The organism is Microbacterium sp. NPDC076895 (assembly GCF_040687115.1).
Taxonomy (GTDB): Bacteria; Actinomycetota; Actinomycetes; order Actinomycetales; family Microbacteriaceae; genus Microbacterium.
This window is the reverse complement of the sequence record NZ_JBFBMQ010000012.1, coordinates 40584-57376: the sequence shown is the minus strand read 5'-3', so window position 1 is coordinate 57376 and position 16793 is coordinate 40584. Positions and strand designations below refer to the sequence as shown.

Here is a 16793-nt window from a genome sequence, read left to right as displayed (position 1 = left end):
TGCGCACGGCCGTGTGCACCACCCGGTTGACAGAGCGCGGCTGACGCGTTCCGAGGTGTTCTCAGCTGGTGGCCGAGAGCTCCGGCGAGGGCTGCGCCGCAGGTGACACCGTCGACCGGGCCCGCGTGACTCGCCGATCGGAGAGGGCAACATCGTGCGCCTCGCCCACCAGCGTCGTGGAGCCGGATGCCGCGCGGTCGGATGCCGTCCCCACCCAGAGCTCGACCTCGCCGGGCTCCACCCTGCGGACCAGGTCCACGCCGGCGGCGGCAAGCCGTCCACTCGGGACATCGAACGTGACGATCGCGCTCTGTCCCGGCTCCAGGGCAACACGCTCGAAGCCGATGAGTTGCGCGACCGGCCGCGTCGTCGACCGATACGGGGTGTGGGCGTAGAGCTGAACGACATCCGTGGCCCCGCGCTTCCCGATGTTGGTAACGGTGACGCTGACGCCGAGCTCGCCGCTCGTCGGTGCCGTCTCCGGCGCCGACAGATCGGTGTACTGGAAGCTCGTGTAGCTGAGACCGAACCCGAAAGGGCGAACGGGCGTGCTATTGGCAGTCGTGATCTCGGACGGCCCTCCCAGCAGGGGATGCAGGTAGCTGTAGGGCTGGGCGCCAGCCGACCGCGGCAGGGAGACCGGCAGTCGACCAGACGGCGAGACGTCACCGGCCAGGATGCGTGCCAGGGCGCGTCCACCTTCTTCGCCGGGGAAGAAGGCCTGCACGACAGCGCCGACGGCATCCGGTCCATCCAGTGCCCAGTCCAGGGCGTAGGGGCGCCCGCTCAGCACAACGAGCACCACAGGGGTTCCGGTTGAGGCGATCGCGGCGATGAGCTCCCGCTGGACGCCGGGCAGGTCCAGGCTGGAGACGTCGTTGCCCTCCCCCACCGTCCCGCGACCGAACAGGCCCGCGCTGTCTCCGACCACGACGACGGCGACATCGGCATCCTCGGCATCCGCAACGGCAGCTGCGAATCCGGACCGGTCATCGCCTTCGACGGCACACCCGGCCGAGAAGGTGATGTCGGCGGCCGCGAAGCGCTCACGGATGCCATCGAGGACACTGGGTGCGTCGAACCCGAGCGGGGTCTCTGGATGATGGGCGAGCACGTGGTTCGCAAACGAGTAGCACCCCATCAGTGCTGCATGCCCCGCCGCGTTCGGTCCGCTGACCGCGATCCGCAGACCCGGGGCTGCGCCCAGCGGCAGCAGCGCGTCATTTCGAAGCAGCACCACCGACTCCTCGGCAAGGCGCCGGGCGAGGTCCCGGTGGACGGGGGAGTCGAGGGCGACGGCCGTCGGGGGCGTCTCGAACTGCTCGTCCAGGAGCCCCAGCTCTTCCTTCTGCGAGAGCACGCGCAGGACGGCGCGGTCGACAAGGGCGACAAGCTCCGGATGCTGCACGATCAGCTCGCGAAGCGGTGCCGTGTACGCGTCACCGGTGGGCAGCTCGACATCCACGCCAGCGCGCAGCGCGAGAACGGCAGCCTCACCGCGATCGGCGGCCAGCTGGTGCATCGTGTGGAGGAAGGCGACCGAGAAGTAATCGGCGACGGTCACCCCGTCGAACCCCCAGCGACCGCGCAGCACGTCGGTGAGGTACGCGGGCGTGGCAGCAGCAGGGAGCCCATCGATCTCGGCATAGGAGTTCATGACCGACCGGGCTCCGCCCTCGATGACTGCCATCTCGAACGGTGGAAGGTAGACATCCGCCAGCTCGCGCGGCCCGGCGTGCACGGGCGCGTGGTTTCGTCCCGCCTGCGAACCCGAGTAACCGACGAAGTGCTTGAGTGTCGCGTGCACGCCCTGCGACTGCAGCCCGCGCACGTAGGCGGTGCCGATGACACCGACGACGTACGGGTCCTCCGAGATGCACTCATCCACTCGTCCCCAGCGCGGATCCCGCACGACATCGAGCACCGGGGCGAGCCCCTGATGGATGCCGAGCTCCCGCATCGACCCACCGATCACCGCCGCCATCTCGGCGACCAGGGTCGGGTCGAACGCGGCGCCCCAGGCAAGCGGCGTCGGGAAGGTGGCAGCCTGCCAGGCGGCCAATCCCGTCAGACACTCCTCGTGCACGATCGCCGGAATCCCCAGGCGCGAGGTCTCGCGAAGGCGCTTCTGCTCGCTCCACAGCCACTGCGCCCGCTCGATCGGATCGACGGGCCGCGTGCCATAGACACGGGTGAGGTGACCGATCCCGTGAGCCGAGGCATCCGCGTAGAGCGTCGAGGTCGCCATCTCGCCCTGCAGCGGCGCGACGATGTCGTCGCCCTGGTCGACCCAGAATCCGACGAGTTGCGCGAGCTTCTCATCGAGGGTCATCTCACCGTGCAGGGATCGCACGCGATCACTGACGGCGGGAGTGGGTTCATCGAACACGAGCACAGTTCCTTCGATAATGCGGATGTCGCGCTCGCGGCATCCGGGTGGGGGTCAGCCCTTCACGGCTCCCGTGAGTCCGCCGACGATGCGGCGTTCGAAGAGGCTGAAGAACACGAGGGCCGGGATCATCGACAGCGACGTGAAGGCGAGTACCTTCGCCGTGTCCACCGAGTACTGCGACGCGAACGCCTGCACACCCAGCGGCAGTGTGAAGCTCGCCTCGTTGTTGAGGATGAACAGCGGCAGCATGTAGCTGTTCCAGCTGGCGATGAACGCGAGGATTCCGACAGTGATGACTCCGGGCATCGAGAGCGGGATAACCATGCGCCAGAAGAAGCCGAGTCTGCTGCATCCGTCGATGAACGCCGCTTCTTCGATCTCGCGCGGGAGCGCCTGCAGGAACGGCACCAGGATGATGATCGTTATCGGCAGTGCGAACGCGACCTGGGGGATGATGACGCCCACAAGGGAGTTCATCAGGCCGAGGTTGCGCACCAGGATGTAGAGCGGGGTGATCGCGACCGTCATGGGGAACATGAGTCCCGCCGCGAAGACGGCGTAGAGGACCCCGCGCATCCGGAACTGGTAGCGGGCGAGAACATACGCCGCCATGAGTCCGAGGGTGACGACGAACAGCGTGGTCGCGATCGCCGCGATCGACGAGTTGAGGACCTCGCGCCAGAACACCTCGCTCACGAGGACATCGACGTAGTTCTCGACGCGCCAGGTGGCAGGCAGGCCCGCCGGATCCTGCGTGATCTCGGAGTTGGTGCGGAAACCACCGATGATGATGTAGGCGACGGGAACCAGGATCACCACGACCAGCGCCCACGCGAGGAAGTAGATGAAGAAGTTCCCGGTGCGCTGACCTACCGTGCGGTGCGGTCGGCGCCTGCCGGTCTTTTCGCGAGGCACCGTGAGGGTTGCGGTAGCCATCAGTTCTTACCTCCCGTAACGGCGCCTTCGGTGTCGCGTCGCAGCACGAACCGCTGGTAGAGCAAGGCGACGGCCAGCGAAATGAGGAAGATGACCACGGCGACCGCGCTGCCGTAGCCGAAGCTTCCGGCGTTGCGCCCGGTGACGACCATGTATGTCGCCATCGTCGAGGTGCCGGCGGTGGACGCGACGTACTGTCCCCAGATGATGTAGACGAGGTCGAACAGCTGGAGCGATCCGATGATCGACAGGAACGCCCAGATGCGCAGCGTCGGCCCCAGCAGGGGCAACGTGATGCGCCGCTGGATCTGCCAGTACGAGGCGCCGTCGATCGCCGCTGCCTCGTAGAGTTCCTCGGGAATGCCCTGGAGTCCCGCGAGGAAGAGGATGACGGCGAACCCGATGTACTTCCAGGTGATGATCCCCATCAGCGTCCAGATCGCCAGGTCGGGGTTGGAGAGCCAGTCCTGGGCGAGCGCGCCGAGCCCGATCTTCTCGAGGAAGTCGTTGAGCGCACCGTTGGTGGCGAGCATCAGGCTCCAGCCGGTGCCCACGACGACCTCGGCGATGACGTACGGGACGAAGATGAGCACGCGGATGAGGGACTGACCCCGCATCCGGCGATTGAGCAGGAGCGCGAGCCCGATCGCAATCGGACCCTGGATCACCAGGGAGAGCACCACGATGATCGCGTTGTGCCACAGCGCGGCCTGGAAGGCCGGGTCGCTGAGGATGACGATGTAGTTGTTGAGGCCGACGAAATCGGTGGCGGGGCCGTAGCCGCTCCAGCTGAAGAAGCCGTAGTACGCGGCCATCACGACCGGGAAGATCACGAAGGCCAGGAAGACGATCAGGGCAGGGCCGACGAGGATGCCGATCTCGGCGCGGCTGCGCCACGACCCTCGCCGGCGTGGGCGCGGGGAGGGGGACGACGCCGAGGCGCCGTCCCCCTCTTCCGTGACGCTCACGACCGCATCCGTGACCGGATAGGTTCGTTCGCTAACGGACATGGTGGCCTATCAGCCTCGGGCTGCTGCGTCGTTGACGGCCTGGACGATGGCCTCGGGCGAACCGTTGCCAGCGAGAAGGTCGACGACCGCGACGTTGAGCGCGTTTCCGACGTTCTGGCCGTAGAGCGTGTCCAGCCACAGCACGACATACGGAGCCTCGCTGTAGGCCTCGAGCACGGACTGCAGCGCGGGCGTCGTGACCACGCCCTGTGCCTCGTTGCTGGCGGGCAGCGTCTGGAACGCCTCCGCGTACGCCTCCTGCTGGTCCTTGGTCGCCAGGAAGTTCAGGAAGTCGACGCACTCCTCAGGGGCGTTCACCCAGCAGGAGTACCCGTCTGCGCCGCCCATCATGGCGCCGGGCGTGCCGTCGCCACCCTCGATCTCAGGGAAGGGGAACCAGCCGAGGTCGGGCAGGGGCTGCTCGTCCGGCGTGAGCGATGCGATGACGCCGGGGTTCCAGGCGCCCATGAGCTCCATGGCAGCCTGACGGTTCGCGAGCAGACCCGCGGACGATCCCGCGCCCTGCTGCGCGGGCGTCGTCAGGAAGCCGTCGTTGAAGGGCTCCGTGGCGATGAACTCCGCGAGGTCTTCACCCGCGCGCAGCCAGCACTCGTCGTCGAACGAGCGCGTCTGTGCTGCCTGTTCCATGGCCTCCTGCGAGCACTCGCGCAGAGCGAAGTTGTAGTACCAGTGGGCGGCGGGCCAGGCATCCTTCGCGCCGACGGCGATCGGCGTGATGCCGGCGGCCTTCAGGGTGTCGTTCACCTCGACGAGTTCGTCGATCGTGCCGGCGGGTTCGACCCCGGCCTCTTCGAAGAGGTTCTCGCTGTAGAAGATGCCCTCGGGCAGCACCGCCAGCGGCATGCCGAAGACCTTGCCGTCGATCGTGAAGGCGCTCAGCGACGAGGCCATCGCGGCCTCGGCCTCGGGGGAGATCTTTCCCGTCAGGTCCATCACCTGGCCGGCGTCGACGACATCGGCCAGCTTGCCGCCGCCGCGCGCCATGAAGACGTCAGGTGCGTCTCCGGCGTTCAGGGCGGTCTGCAGTTTGCCGTCCATGTCTTCGTTCTGAATGGACTGCACCTCGACGGTGACGTCGGGGTTCTCCGCCATGAAGGCAGCTGCCGCGTCCTCCCAGTACTGCATGCCGTCGCCGGTCGTCGAGTTCTGCCAGACGGTCAGTGTGACCGGTCCGTCTCCAGACTCGCCGCCGGAGCCGCTGCATCCGCTGAGCGCGAGAGCGCCGACGGCCAGAGCGGCCGACGCCGTGAGGACTTTGCTGTATCTCATGTGATTCTCACCTGTTCTCTTCGTTGAGGAGCGGCTCGCTCGTCGAGCCGCTGCTGCGTGGTCACGGACGTTCGCCGGGTGAGCTTCCCGGATCCCGCATCCCGTGGGGCGACGTGGGAACAGTGTCGCCACGCCACCGGAACCATGTCAAACGTTTTCGAAAACCTTTTCAACATCCGCTAGGGTGACCATTCATGGCGAGACGTCCGACGATCACCGATATCGCAACCGCGGCGGGAGTGTCGGTGGCCACCGTCTCTAAGGCCGTCAACGGGCGTTACGGGGTGGCACCCGAGACCGTCGAGAAGGTCATGCGGGTGGTCGCCGAGATGGGTTACGAATCGAGTCTCGTTGCCAGCCGGATGCGCGGTGTGCGCACGGGTGTCGTCGGTGTTCTGGTCGCCGAGTTCGAGCCGTTCAGCGCCGAAGTCCTCAAGGGCGTGGGGGCTGCTGCGGAGTCACTAGAGCTCGACGTGCTCGCCTACAGCACAGCGCGGCGTGTACACGGAGCCGGATGGGAGAACACGTCGCTCGCGCTACTGGCGGGGAGCCTCATCGATGGTGCGATCATCGTGACACCCACCGTGGAGTCGATCGTCGCCGACATCCCGGTCGTCGCTATCGACCCACACGTTGGTCCGGGTGATGGCGTGCCGACCGTCGAGGCGGACAGCTTTGGCGGAGCTGTCTCGGCAGTCAAGTACCTGATCGAACTCGGGCACCGCCGCATCGGGTTCGTCGCCGGGCGACCAGACCTGCGCTCCTCGCGCGCCCGAGACGCTGGGTATCGCCGCGCGTTGGCCGATGCGGGGATCCCCTACGACGCCGACGTCGTGCGTGTCGGCTTCTATGAGCAGGATGCTGCGCGCACCGCTGCTCTGTCGCTGCTGGAGTCACCACGTCGCCCGACCGCCGTCTTCGCCGCCAACGACCTGTCGGCCATCGGCATCATCGAGGTCGCGCGGGAGATCGGGCTGGAGGTCCCGCGCGATCTGTCGGTGATCGGTTTCGACGACGTGCTGGAAGCGTCGCGGATGTCGCCGCCGCTGACCACCGTTCGTCAGCCCATGCGGCGCCTGGGAGCGGCGGCCATGTCGCTGTTGACGACTCTCATGAACGGCGAAGAACCGCCCGAGCGCCATGTCCGACTTGCTACGCAGCTCATCCCTCGCGCAACGACCGCCCCGCCGAGGTCGTCAGTAGAGCGGTAGTGCGACGAGCACGACGACTCCCAGCGCCCCGATGAGCGTCACGACCACCGCCAGCGTCATCAGGAGTGCGCCGTCAGGAACGAGGGTGTGATCCTGTGCCGCTACAGTCGCGAACGACACGCTCTCGTAGCGGCGGCGGGACCATGCCCACAGAACCACCGAGAAGATCACTCCGAGGATGCCGGGCACGATCCACCATCCGCTTCCCAGGGCAGCGGGCAACAGTCGCATCGCGACGACAGATCCGACCGCGATGCTCAGCGCGGTCCGCCGCCGGGCCAGTTCAGTCCGCTCGGGTTGCAGTCCTCGGTCGAAGAGGTCGCCGCTCACGCGTACCGCCTCAGGCGAAGAGGATCGCCAGCAGGATGAGTGCTGCCGATACCGTCACGGCAACGCCCGTGACGGCGCCCAGAAGCGAGCCGGGCAGGGGCGTACCCAGTCTCAGCGCCCGCTCGCTGCTTTGCCATCCGAGCCAAGCCAAAACGGGGGTGATCATGCCCACGACGATGAGCACGAGGCTCGCTGCCAACCGCAGGCCCGGGTGCAGGGCCAACCCGAGCACCTCGAGGGCGACGCCGCCCGCGATCAGCGCAAGCGCCGTGCGGATCCAGGCAAGGAATGTTCGTTCATTGGCTAGCGTGAATCGGACATCCGGCTCGGAGCCATGGCGGTAGACGGACTGCGGAAACCGCGATCTCATCGGTCCTCCCTGCTCGCTGACGAGTCACCACCCTAGCGCTCGATGAGGATCCCTCAGCCGCTGAGCGCGGCGCGAAGGTGCTCGATCGACTCATCCCAGCCCGGATCACCCGTCCCTGCCCAGTCTGCCGCCAGCTCGCTGCCGGGCCCGCAGGCGGCGACCAAAGCGGCGATCGCGAGAGCGACGGTGTCTTCGGTCGGGCGGCCCACGCGCGCGATGAACGAGTCGACTTCCTCGGTGTACGCGTCCCGCTGCGTCGCATGCCCGAGACCGTGCGCGACGACTTCGGCTGCGGCGACGGCGATGATCGCCGTGTCGTGATCGATCTCCTCGCCGTCCTCCAGGGCCTCCGTCAACGCTTCGTCGACGAAGCTCCAGTCCGACTCGTCTTCGAGTTCCCATGCCCAGTCAGCCGCGATATCGTTGCCGAACGGCTCACCACTCCACGCACCCATGGCCGGCACGATATTCGTGGCGGATGAACGGATGCCCCTCGTCGGGTGGCCCGGGTATGACCCCCGGGCAAAGGCTCGTGACGTCCCCTTCCTGCACGATTCCGGGGTCGCAGCCGGTGGTCAGGAGCTCATGCCGCTGGAGAGCTCGGGTGGTTCCGTGTCAGCGATCGGAAGAGTGATCTGCGCGCACGTGCCCGCCGGCTCTGCGCGAGCCAACTCAATCCGGCCGTCCATGGCCGACAGCAGCTCCTTGACGATCGCGAGGCCGAGACCTGTCCCCGGCACCCCGCGGCTCGTGCTCGAGGAGCTTCGATAGAACCGATCGAAGATGTGAGTCAGGTCCTCCTCGGCGATACCCTCGCCCTGGTCCGAGACCGTGACGACCACCTGATGCTCGGTACGGTACGCAACGATCGATATCGTCCCGCGATCCGGCGAGAACTTGATCGCGTTGGTGAGGATGTTGGTGAAAACGCGCGTCAGGTCGATCTCCCGGCCGTGAACGGGCAGATCTGCCTCGATCTCAGCGGCAACCCGAAGGTGACGTTGCTGGATACTGTGCTTCGCGTCTTCGACGCTGCGCTGCAGCGCGAGCCCTGCATCCGTGACGGGCAGAGCGTCAGCTGTCGCAGGCCCTCGGCTGAGCTTTGAGACCAGCAGCACATCGTCGATCACGCCGCGCAGCCGCGTCGCGTTTCGGAGGATCACGTCGACCTGTTCGCGTACGTTCGGGTCGTCGGTCGTGTCGCTGAGCTCTTCGGCGAATCCGAGGATCGATGTGATCGGGGTCCTCAACTCGTGCGTGACACTCGCGACGAAGTCGACCTTCTGCTGTGTGAGGGCCTGGAACGTTCGGCTCACCTGGCGTTCGCGCTCCAACCGCCACTCCATCTCGAGCTCCGCTTTACGAAGCGGCCGCAGGTCCTGCACCGAGACGAGGAGCACGCGGTTCAAGCCCGAGCGGTTTACGGCATCGATCGTAATGGTGGCCGGCGGGTTTCCCGTCGCGACCTCCTCCCAGTCCACGGTCACCGACACGTCGTAGGTGGCCTCGGCAAGCGACGGTCGCAGGAGCGCATCCTCGCGAAGGCGCCAGCGCCCCGTATCCGCGCGTTCGAACTCGCTGCGCAGCAGGACGACCGCCGAGGCGTTGACTTCCAGAACGGAGTACTTGCCTGGGCTGTCCTCTTGGAGGATCGCGAACCCGCTCTTGGACTGCCGGAACGCGTCGTGAAGCAGGTGCGATACCGCCATCTGTCTGTTCTCGAGTGCGCGTCTGTCGTTCTGCGAAGCCGAGATCGCGAGAGTGGTCGCGCCGAGGCAGATCGTGAAGACCTGGAGCGCCGTCGCTGTCGGAAGCTCTGAGCTGGCGGCGGCGTACGCTCCCCCGCCGATGACGGTCAGCTCCGCGGCTGTGCCAACGACCGCGAGAAGCTGCACGGCGACGAAGAACATGGGTTCGGCAACCGCTGCCCACGCCATGAGCGGCATGGCGAGGATCGGAAGGGCGACAGGTGTGCCGGGGAAGAATGCGATAGCCGTGGCGGCGAGCATGGCCACGGTGAGGACGACGCTGCGCCACCAGCGTGCGGATGCTGCGCGCGGGATGGCGATGAGCCCGAGCGGCGCGATCAGCACCATCGCCGAGAGATGCGACGCGCCGATCGTCCAGAAGGCGTCCACGAAGTTGCCGCCGCTGAACTCGCGGGCGACTCCCACGAACGCGCCGACGATGGCTGCTCCGCTGATTGCCCCGATGGCGAAACGACCGACATCCATCAGTGTTGTCAGCCGGGGGCGGCCCCGCTCGCGCGAGACCGCGGTGGCGACCAGCCACGCCTCGGCCGCGGTGCCGACCGACCCCAGAACGACCACCAAGAGCGGGCGGTCGGCAACCGCGGAGCCTAGGCCCGAGGCCAAACCCACCGCGATCACGGTGAGCCAGCGCCACCGGAGCGGCGATGCTGCCGCCGCGACTGCACCGACAGCCGCCGACGGCCACCACCACGCCAGGCCCATCTCGCCACGCTGTTCGAGAGCGAAGACGATGGCGAGCGCCCCGCTCAGCGCGACCAGCCCGAAGACGAGGGCTGCGCGCCAGAGGGGCGAGGCTTGACCGATGGTCGCCGCCACGCTTGGTCGCGTCATTCCGATCCCTTCTGACCTGCCCACCCCTTCGGACTAGCATGGCTCACAGCAAGGCCTTTCGCAGGTCTGGAGCAGTCTTTTGCGGAACGGAGGGTCGCGTGGCACGCATCATCGTCATTGATGACGACGCGGACATCGTCCGACTCGTCGCGATCAGGCTTGCGCGCGCAGGACACGATGTCGACGAGTATTACGACGGAACCGCTGGACTCGGGGCGATCCAGGCCTCGAAACCGGACCTCGCGGTTGTCGATTGGATGATGCCAGGTCTTGACGGCATCGCTGTAGCCCAGGCGGTTCGGTCAGATGACTCGCTCGCGACCCTGCCGCTGCTGCTTCTCACCGCCCGCTCCGACCCCGCCGAGCACGAGTACGCCCGCGGGCAAGGCTTTTCTGCCGTCGTGACCAAGCCCTTCACCAAGGTTGAGTTGCTCAGTGCGGTTAGTGCGCTGCTTCCGCCGGACGAGGACGATCCGAAAGCGGGCTGAGCGGATCTGCCAACAGGGCAGCAAAGGCTGCCTCGGCTGCGCCGATCAAGAGCCGGTCATCGGCGAGAACTGCGACGCGGATGTCGACGTCTTCGGCGTTCGCGGGCATCGACTGCGCGCGAACGAGCTCGGTGAGCTGATCGGCTGCTCCCTCAGCGAGCATCGCCAGGAAGCCGCCGAGCACGATCGCGCGAGGGTTCAGGACGTTGACGGCGTTCGCTAGGGCTGTCGCCAGGACCCTCCGTTGCCTGTCCGTTTCGGCTGCGACGGCGGGCTCATCGGATGTCGACAGCGCTGCCGCCAGCGTCGGGTCGTCAGCGCTTGTCAGGCCGACTGCCCGCAGGAGTCGCGAGCGACTGACCTCGTCTTCCAGGACGCCGTCGGGAGCTTGTTGATCGGTCGCGGCGGCGATGCCGGGGCGGTTCTGACCGAACTCGCCGGCGTAGCCCGACACGCCGCGCACCGGCATCCCGTGGACGATGAGACCGCCGCCGATACCGCTCGCGCCGCCGTTGAGGTAGACGACGTGATCGAGTCCGCGCGCCGCGCCGTACAGATGCTCGGCGATCGCCCCGAGCGTTGCGTCGTTGTCGACGGCTGTCGCCAGACCCGTCGCCTGGGCAACGAGTTCGCGGATCGGCGCATCGTGCCACTCGAGGTGTGGTGCGGTACGCACCAGTCCGTCGCGGGCGCGCACCAGCCCCGGAACGGCGACTCCGACTCCCACGATGTGGTGATCTGCGAGCTCCGTCTTCCGCCAGCTGGCGATCGTGTCGGCCACGAGGGTGGCGGTCTCGACAGGAGTGATGAGCTCGGAGCGCTCGATTCGAAGGCGAGCGGCTATCGACTGGTCGAGGGCGACTGCCGCGATCGTCACGGCATCTACCTCGGGGTTGACCGCTATCGCGACGACCCGTGGGTCGGCGGCGACGATGGGCGACGGTCGCCCGACACGCCGGGAAGGGTCGGGGGCGGTCTCGGTCACCAGGCCTGCTGTGCACAGTTCGGCCACGAGGTCGGCGATCGTGGACCGGTTGAGCCCGGTAGCGAGAGTCAACGCTGCCCGTGACCGGGGCCCCTCGAGATGGACCTGCCCGAGGATGCGTGCGAGATTGCGGGTTCTCACGCTGTCGTTTCCCGGCTCGAGCATGCGTTCACTGTAGGGGATAGCGGCAGCATCCGTAGTGGTATAGGTTGTTGCTCGCAACAATTATCCGTGTGCCTCGTGCAAAGGAGCAGTCATGCCCACCCCCACCCCCGCCGACAAGTTCTCCTTCGGCCTCTGGACCATCGGCTACAACGGGGCAGATCCGTTCGGTGGACCCACTCGGCCGGCGCTTGACGTCGTCCACGCCGTCGAGAAGCTCGCCGAGCTCGGCGCCTACGGCCTCACCTTCCACGACGACGACCTGTTCGCCTTCGGGTCGACGGATGCCGAACGCCAGACGCAGATCGACCGCCTCAAGGGTGCGCTGGCCGACACGGGCCTGATCATTCCGATGGTCACCACCAACCTTTTCTCGGCCCCCGTCTTCAAAGACGGCGGGTTCACCTCGAACGACCGTCAGGTGCGCCGCTTTGCCCTGCGCAAGGTGCTGCGCAACCTCGACCTCGCTGCCGAGCTCGGCGCGAAGACCTTCGTCATGTGGGGCGGACGCGAAGGTGCCGAGTACGACGCCGCGAAAGACATCCGTGCCGCCCTCGAGCGCTACCGCGAGGCAGTGAACCTGCTCGGCGACTACGTCACCGACAAGGGCTACGACATCCGCTTTGCCATTGAGCCCAAGCCCAACGAGCCGCGCGGCGACATCCTGCTTCCCACCGTCGGTCACGCCCTCGCCTTCATCGAGTCGCTCGAGCGTCCCGAGCTCGTGGGCCTGAACCCCGAGGTCGGCCACGAGCAGATGGCGGGACTCAACTTCGCCGCCGGCATCGCCCAGGCGCTGTACCACGGCAAGCTCTACCACATCGACCTCAACGGCCAGCGGGGCATCAAGTACGACCAAGACCTCGTGTTCGGTCACGGTGACCTGCACAACGCCTTCGCCCTGGTCGACCTGCTCGAAAACGGCGGCCCGAACGGTGGGCCGGCCTACGAGGGCCCCCGCCACTTCGACTACAAGCCCAGCCGCACCGAAGACGAGACCGGGGTGTGGGACTCCGCCGCCGCCAACATGCGTACCTACCTCCTGCTCAAGGAGCGGGCGCAGGCATTCCGGGCCGACCCAGAGGTGCAGGAGGCGCTCGCCGCATCCCGCGTGCCCGAGCTGTCGGTGACGACCCTCGGCGAGGGCGAGTCCTACGACGATCTGCTCGCAGACCGGTCGGCCTACGAGGACTTCGACCCGGCGCAGTACTTCGGAGGCAAGGGCTTCGGTTTCGTGCGGCTCCAGCAGCTGGCCACCGAGCACCTCATGGGTGCACGCTGACCCGATGACACTGGTGATGGGCGTCGACTCGTCGACGCAGTCGTGCAAGGTTGTCATCACGGATGCCGAGAGCGGGGTGGTGGTCCGCGAGGGGCGGGCGCCACATCCGCCCGGCACCGAGGTCGACCCCCAGGCGTGGTGGGAAGCGCTGCAGAGCGCTATCGCGCAGGCCGGCGGGCTCGAGGATGTCGCTGCGTGGTCGATCGGTGGCCAGCAGCACGGCATGGTTGTGCTGGATGCCGATGGCCGCGTCATCCGGCCCGCACTGCTGTGGAACGACACCCGTTCCGCTGCTGCCGCGACCGACCTCATCGCCCAGTTCGGTGCTGCCGAGCTGGCCGAGCGAACGGGTCTCGTTCCGGTAGCCTCCTTCACCCTCACCAAGCTCCGGTGGTTGCGTGATCATGAGCCGCGCGCCGCGGCACTGGTTGCTGCAGTGGCGCTTCCGCACGACTGGCTCACGTGGCGTCTGCGCGGCTACGGTCCCGTTGACGAGTCCTCGCTCGGCCCCGTCCTCGACGAGCTTGTCACCGACCGCTCGGATGCCTCGGGAACGGGGTACTGGAGCCCCGACGCGTGGGCGCCTGGCGTGGACGGGTACGACCGGGAGTTGCTGCACGAGGGCCTGGGTCACGATGCTGTGCTGCCGCGGGTGCTGGGCCCGCGTGAGTGGGTGAGTGATGAGGCAGGCAGGCGCGTGGCTCCCGGTGCCGGCGACAACGCTGGCGCCGCACTCGGGGTCGGTGCCGGCACCGGTGACGTGGTGGTCTCGATCGGTACCAGCGGCACGGTCTTCGCCGTCAGTGAGCGGCGCACGATCGACTCTTCCGGCACGGTGGCAGGCTTCGCCGACGCCGACGGCCATTTCCTCCCGCTGGTCGCAACCCTCAACGCGGCGCGGGTTCTCGACGCCGTCGCTGGCCTCCTCGGCGTCGACCACGACGGTCTGAGCGAGCTCGCCCTGGCTGCCCCACCCGGCGCCGGGGGTCTCGTCTTGGTGCCGTACTTCGAGGGTGAGCGCACGCCGAACCTGCCCGATGCGACAGCTGCCCTCACCGGCATGACTCTTGCCTCCACGACGCGAGAGAATCTGGCCCGCGCTGCCGTGGAAGGGATGCTGTCCGGGCTCAGTGCAGGACTGGATGCCCTGCGCGCGCTGGGTGTGCCCCTGCGCCGTGCACTCCTCATCGGCGGCGGAGCGCAATCCGCCGCCGTCCGCGAGGTGGCGCCCCTGGTGTTCGGGATACCCGTGGAGGTACCGGCGCCCGGTGAGTACGTGGCTCTGGGAGCTGCAGCTCAGGCAGCCGGGGTGCTCTCGGCCTGAGATGCCTCACCGGTGCGGTGCAGCACGCGCAGCACCGGTGAGGATGCTGCCAACAGCAGTCCCGGGATGAGGAAGGCGGGTCCTAGCGCCGCGCCCGATGCCAGTAGCCCCAGGGCCACAGCGCCGATGATCGCGCCGCCGTAGTTGAAGAGGTTCACGCGCGCAATGACCTCGTCGCTGCGGGATGGAAGGAGCTCACCGGCGCGGCTGAAGGCGATCGGGACGAGTGCTCCCGCTGCTGCCCCCATGGCGGTGAAGCCGATGACCGCACCCGGGAGGGTGGGAAACAGCGCGACAATAAGCGCGCCGGCGGTTCCCAGGATGACTGCCCCGATGCCCACGCGCGTGCGTCCGATGCGCCGCACGAGCGGGTCGGTGGCAAGGCGCACCACCAGGACGGCAAGCAGATACCCGCCGTAGCCGAGCGGTGTCAGCCCCGGAGCCACCTGCAATCCATCGGCCAGGTAGAGCGTGCTCCAACTGGAGACAGCCGAGTCGACGATGAAGGCTGCGAACACGAGGGTTCCCACTGCCCAGATCGCCCGGCGGGGCAGCGGCGTGCGCGTGGCGTGATCGTCGTGCACGCGGTGCGCAGCCCGCTCGGGGTGGAAAGCGCGGATGCCCCACAGTGCGACTGCAGCCTGCGCCACAGCGGCGATGATCAGGGTCGTCATCGGGGGAAGACCCCCGGCGAGGATCGCTGAGGTCGCCAGCGTGGCCACGATTGCTGCTGTCGTGTATGCCGCATACAGGCGCCCGAAGATCGGGAACTTCGACGTGCGCTGGCTGAGGGCACCTTGCATGTTGGATGCTGCATCCACCGCACCCAGTCCCACGCCGTACACCCCCACCGCCGCTGCCAGCAGGGGAAGGGAATCGCTCACGCTGACCAGCACGAGGGCAGCAGCCTGCGCGAGCAGACCGGTGGCCAGAGCCTGCCGGCTTCCCCAGCGCACGGCGATGAGGTCAGCCAGCACCGACCCCGCTGCTGCCGCGATCGCGGTGCTCAGCAGGAGGATCGACACCATGGTGTCATCGATGCCGACCCGGTGTTTGAGGGCAGGGAGAGCCGTGACGACGGTGGCGTACCCCAGGCCCTGGGCACCGTAGGCGGCGAAGACCGCGGCCCGCCGCACCCCACTCATGCGGCGCCCTCGGCGAGGATGACGCGGAACGCCTCGTCAGCCACGTCCAGGGTGCGGGCGATGTCGGACTCGGTGAGTGCCGCGTTGATGAAGTGGTTGTGGTGCGAGGTGAGAAAGACGCCGCGACGCACGCACTCGGCGATCCAGCGCTGGTGGAGCATGAGCGAGGGATCGTCGGCAAGTCGGAGGTAGAACAGGGCGGGCTCTCCCGAGGCGACAAGAGTCAGGTCGTGGGAGGCTGCGACATCCACCAGGCCGGTCGTAAGAAAGGTCCCGAGCTCGCGGAACAGGCGCGGGGCGTCCAGCGTCTTGAGCTTGCTGATCGTGGCGATTCCCGCCGCGAACGGCACCGCGCTCATCCAGTAGCTGCCGGTGTAGGTGATGCTGCTCACCGCCTCTTTCAGGCTGTCTTTGCCGCACAGCGCCGAGACGTTGTAGCCATTGGCGATGGCCTTGCAGAAACAGATGAGGTCAGCCTCGAAACCATAGAAGTGGTCGCTCCCGGCAAGGTCGAGCCGCCAGCCCGCGCGCACGTCGTCGCAGATGAGGACGACCCCGAACTCGTCGCACAGTGCCCGCACCTGCTGCCAATACCCCTCGGTGGGCAGCTCGTTGTCGAAGAAGTTGCCGTGCTTGTAGGGCTGGGCGATGAGGGCGGCGATCTCACCGCGGTGCTCGGTGAACACTCGGCGCATCGCGGGGACGTCGTTCCACGGCACCTCGATGTTGCCCTGCACGTCGGTGTCGAGTACTCCGGGGTAGTCGAGCTTCTGCGTCCACGGGGCGACGCCGTGGTAGTAGCCCTCGATGAACACGATGCGGCGCCGGCCCGTTGCGGCGCGAGCGGTCATGACGGCAAGGGTCGTGGCATCTCCGCCGTTCTTGGCGAAGAACGCCCAATCCGCTGATGCGACGGTATCGACGAGCAGCTCGGCGAAGTCGACCATGATCGAGGAGGGAATCGAGACGACATCCTCCTTCGCGGCCTGCGCCCGAGCTGCGGCGGCGACATCAGGATCGCCATAGCCGAGGACATTGGGGCCGTAGCCGCACATGTAGTCGATGAACTCGTTGCCATCGACATCCCAGAACCGAGTGCCCTCCGCGCGCTCCGAGAAGAGGGGGAAGGCGGTGCGGGGGATGAAGCATCCTTCGCTCGGGCCGAGGTGTCCGGGAACTCCCGCGGGGATCACGCGGACAGCTCTGTCGAAGATCTCCTGGCTCTTGGCGTAGGAGTTCGGTGCCGTCAGGGTGGGGGTGGTCAT

The 16793-nt window shown here is 67.4% G+C and carries 15 protein-coding genes; 4 read left to right on the top strand and 11 right to left on the bottom strand.

Going from position 1 to position 16793, the window contains the following annotated elements; genetic code table 11:
• Positions 1-61 precede the first annotated feature (61 nt).
• The 4 genes from AB0O89_RS11180 to AB0O89_RS11165 form a co-directional block, all read right to left on the bottom strand.
• Positions 62-2332, bottom strand: a complete 2271-nt coding sequence (locus tag AB0O89_RS11180) for a glycoside hydrolase family 3 N-terminal domain-containing protein (protein WP_363497559.1) — start codon at positions 2330-2332, stop codon at positions 62-64.
• A 111-nt stretch (positions 2333-2443) separates the two neighbouring features.
• On the bottom strand, positions 2444-3328 hold the full coding sequence (locus tag AB0O89_RS11175) for a carbohydrate ABC transporter permease (RefSeq protein ID WP_363497491.1): 885 nt from the start codon (positions 3326-3328) through the stop codon (positions 2444-2446).
• Entirely contained in the window at positions 3328-4338 is a 1011-nt protein-coding gene (locus tag AB0O89_RS11170; protein ID WP_363497488.1) for a sugar ABC transporter permease, read from the bottom strand. The genes AB0O89_RS11175 and AB0O89_RS11170 overlap by 1 nt, the downstream gene beginning before the upstream one ends.
• A 9-nt stretch (positions 4339-4347) precedes the next feature.
• Entirely contained in the window at positions 4348-5628 is a 1281-nt protein-coding gene (locus tag AB0O89_RS11165; protein WP_363497485.1) for an extracellular solute-binding protein, read from the bottom strand.
• Positions 5629-5822: 194 nt separating this feature from the next.
• Between AB0O89_RS11165 and AB0O89_RS11160 the strand changes: the two genes are divergently transcribed.
• Complete coding sequence (locus tag AB0O89_RS11160; RefSeq protein WP_363497482.1) at positions 5823-6839, top strand: LacI family DNA-binding transcriptional regulator; 1017 nt, start codon at positions 5823-5825, stop codon at positions 6837-6839.
• Here AB0O89_RS11160 and AB0O89_RS11155 read toward each other — a convergent pair.
• The 4 genes from AB0O89_RS11155 to AB0O89_RS11140 all read right to left on the bottom strand — a co-directional run bounded on the left by AB0O89_RS11155 (position 6825) and on the right by AB0O89_RS11140 (position 10142).
• Positions 6825-7169: a DUF202 domain-containing protein gene (locus tag AB0O89_RS11155; RefSeq protein ID WP_300593136.1), complete on the bottom strand. Its 345-nt coding sequence runs from the start codon at positions 7167-7169 to the stop codon at positions 6825-6827. The genes AB0O89_RS11160 and AB0O89_RS11155 overlap by 15 nt on opposite strands.
• A gap of 10 nt (positions 7170-7179) precedes the next feature.
• Positions 7180-7539, bottom strand: coding sequence for a DUF202 domain-containing protein (locus AB0O89_RS11150; RefSeq protein WP_300593133.1), 360 nt, complete (start codon positions 7537-7539; stop codon positions 7180-7182).
• A gap of 53 nt (positions 7540-7592) precedes the next feature.
• Positions 7593-7994 carry a DUF4259 domain-containing protein gene (locus AB0O89_RS11145; protein WP_300593130.1) on the bottom strand — a complete coding sequence of 134 codons (402 nt, stop codon included), beginning with the start codon at positions 7992-7994 and terminating at the stop codon, positions 7593-7595.
• Positions 7995-8114: 120 nt separating this feature from the next.
• On the bottom strand, positions 8115-10142 hold the full coding sequence (locus tag AB0O89_RS11140) for an ATP-binding protein (RefSeq protein WP_363497477.1): 2028 nt from the start codon (positions 10140-10142) through the stop codon (positions 8115-8117).
• A gap of 98 nt (positions 10143-10240) precedes the next feature.
• On the opposite strand from AB0O89_RS11140, the gene AB0O89_RS11135 reads away from it, so the two are divergent.
• Entirely contained in the window at positions 10241-10630 is a 390-nt protein-coding gene (locus AB0O89_RS11135; protein WP_300593124.1) for a response regulator, read from the top strand.
• On the opposite strand, the gene AB0O89_RS11130 is transcribed toward AB0O89_RS11135, so the two are convergent.
• Positions 10584-11780: an ROK family transcriptional regulator gene (locus AB0O89_RS11130; RefSeq protein ID WP_363497474.1), complete on the bottom strand. Its 1197-nt coding sequence runs from the start codon at positions 11778-11780 to the stop codon at positions 10584-10586. The genes AB0O89_RS11135 and AB0O89_RS11130 overlap by 47 nt on opposite strands.
• A gap of 91 nt (positions 11781-11871) precedes the next feature.
• Here AB0O89_RS11130 and xylA point away from each other — a divergent pair, with 91 nt between their 5' ends.
• Together xylA and AB0O89_RS11120 are read left to right on the top strand one after the other, a co-directional pair.
• A complete protein-coding gene (xylA, locus tag AB0O89_RS11125; RefSeq protein WP_300593119.1) occupies positions 11872-13059 on the top strand; it encodes a xylose isomerase in 1188 nt (395 codons plus the stop codon).
• Between the two features lie 4 nt (positions 13060-13063).
• Positions 13064-14383 (top strand): FGGY family carbohydrate kinase, encoded by a 1320-nt coding sequence (locus AB0O89_RS11120; RefSeq protein ID WP_300593116.1) that lies wholly within the window; start codon positions 13064-13066, stop codon positions 14381-14383.
• On the opposite strand, the gene AB0O89_RS11115 is transcribed toward AB0O89_RS11120, so the two are convergent.
• Together AB0O89_RS11115 and AB0O89_RS11110 are read right to left on the bottom strand one after the other, a co-directional pair.
• Positions 14356-15528: an MFS transporter gene (locus AB0O89_RS11115; RefSeq protein ID WP_300593114.1), complete on the bottom strand. Its 1173-nt coding sequence runs from the start codon at positions 15526-15528 to the stop codon at positions 14356-14358. The genes AB0O89_RS11120 and AB0O89_RS11115 overlap by 28 nt on opposite strands.
• The gene (locus AB0O89_RS11110; RefSeq protein WP_363497469.1) at positions 15525-16793 is read right to left on the bottom strand and encodes an aminotransferase class III-fold pyridoxal phosphate-dependent enzyme; all 1269 of its coding nucleotides are present in this window, start codon (positions 16791-16793) and stop codon (positions 15525-15527) included. Before AB0O89_RS11110 ends, AB0O89_RS11115 begins: the two co-directional genes overlap by 4 nt.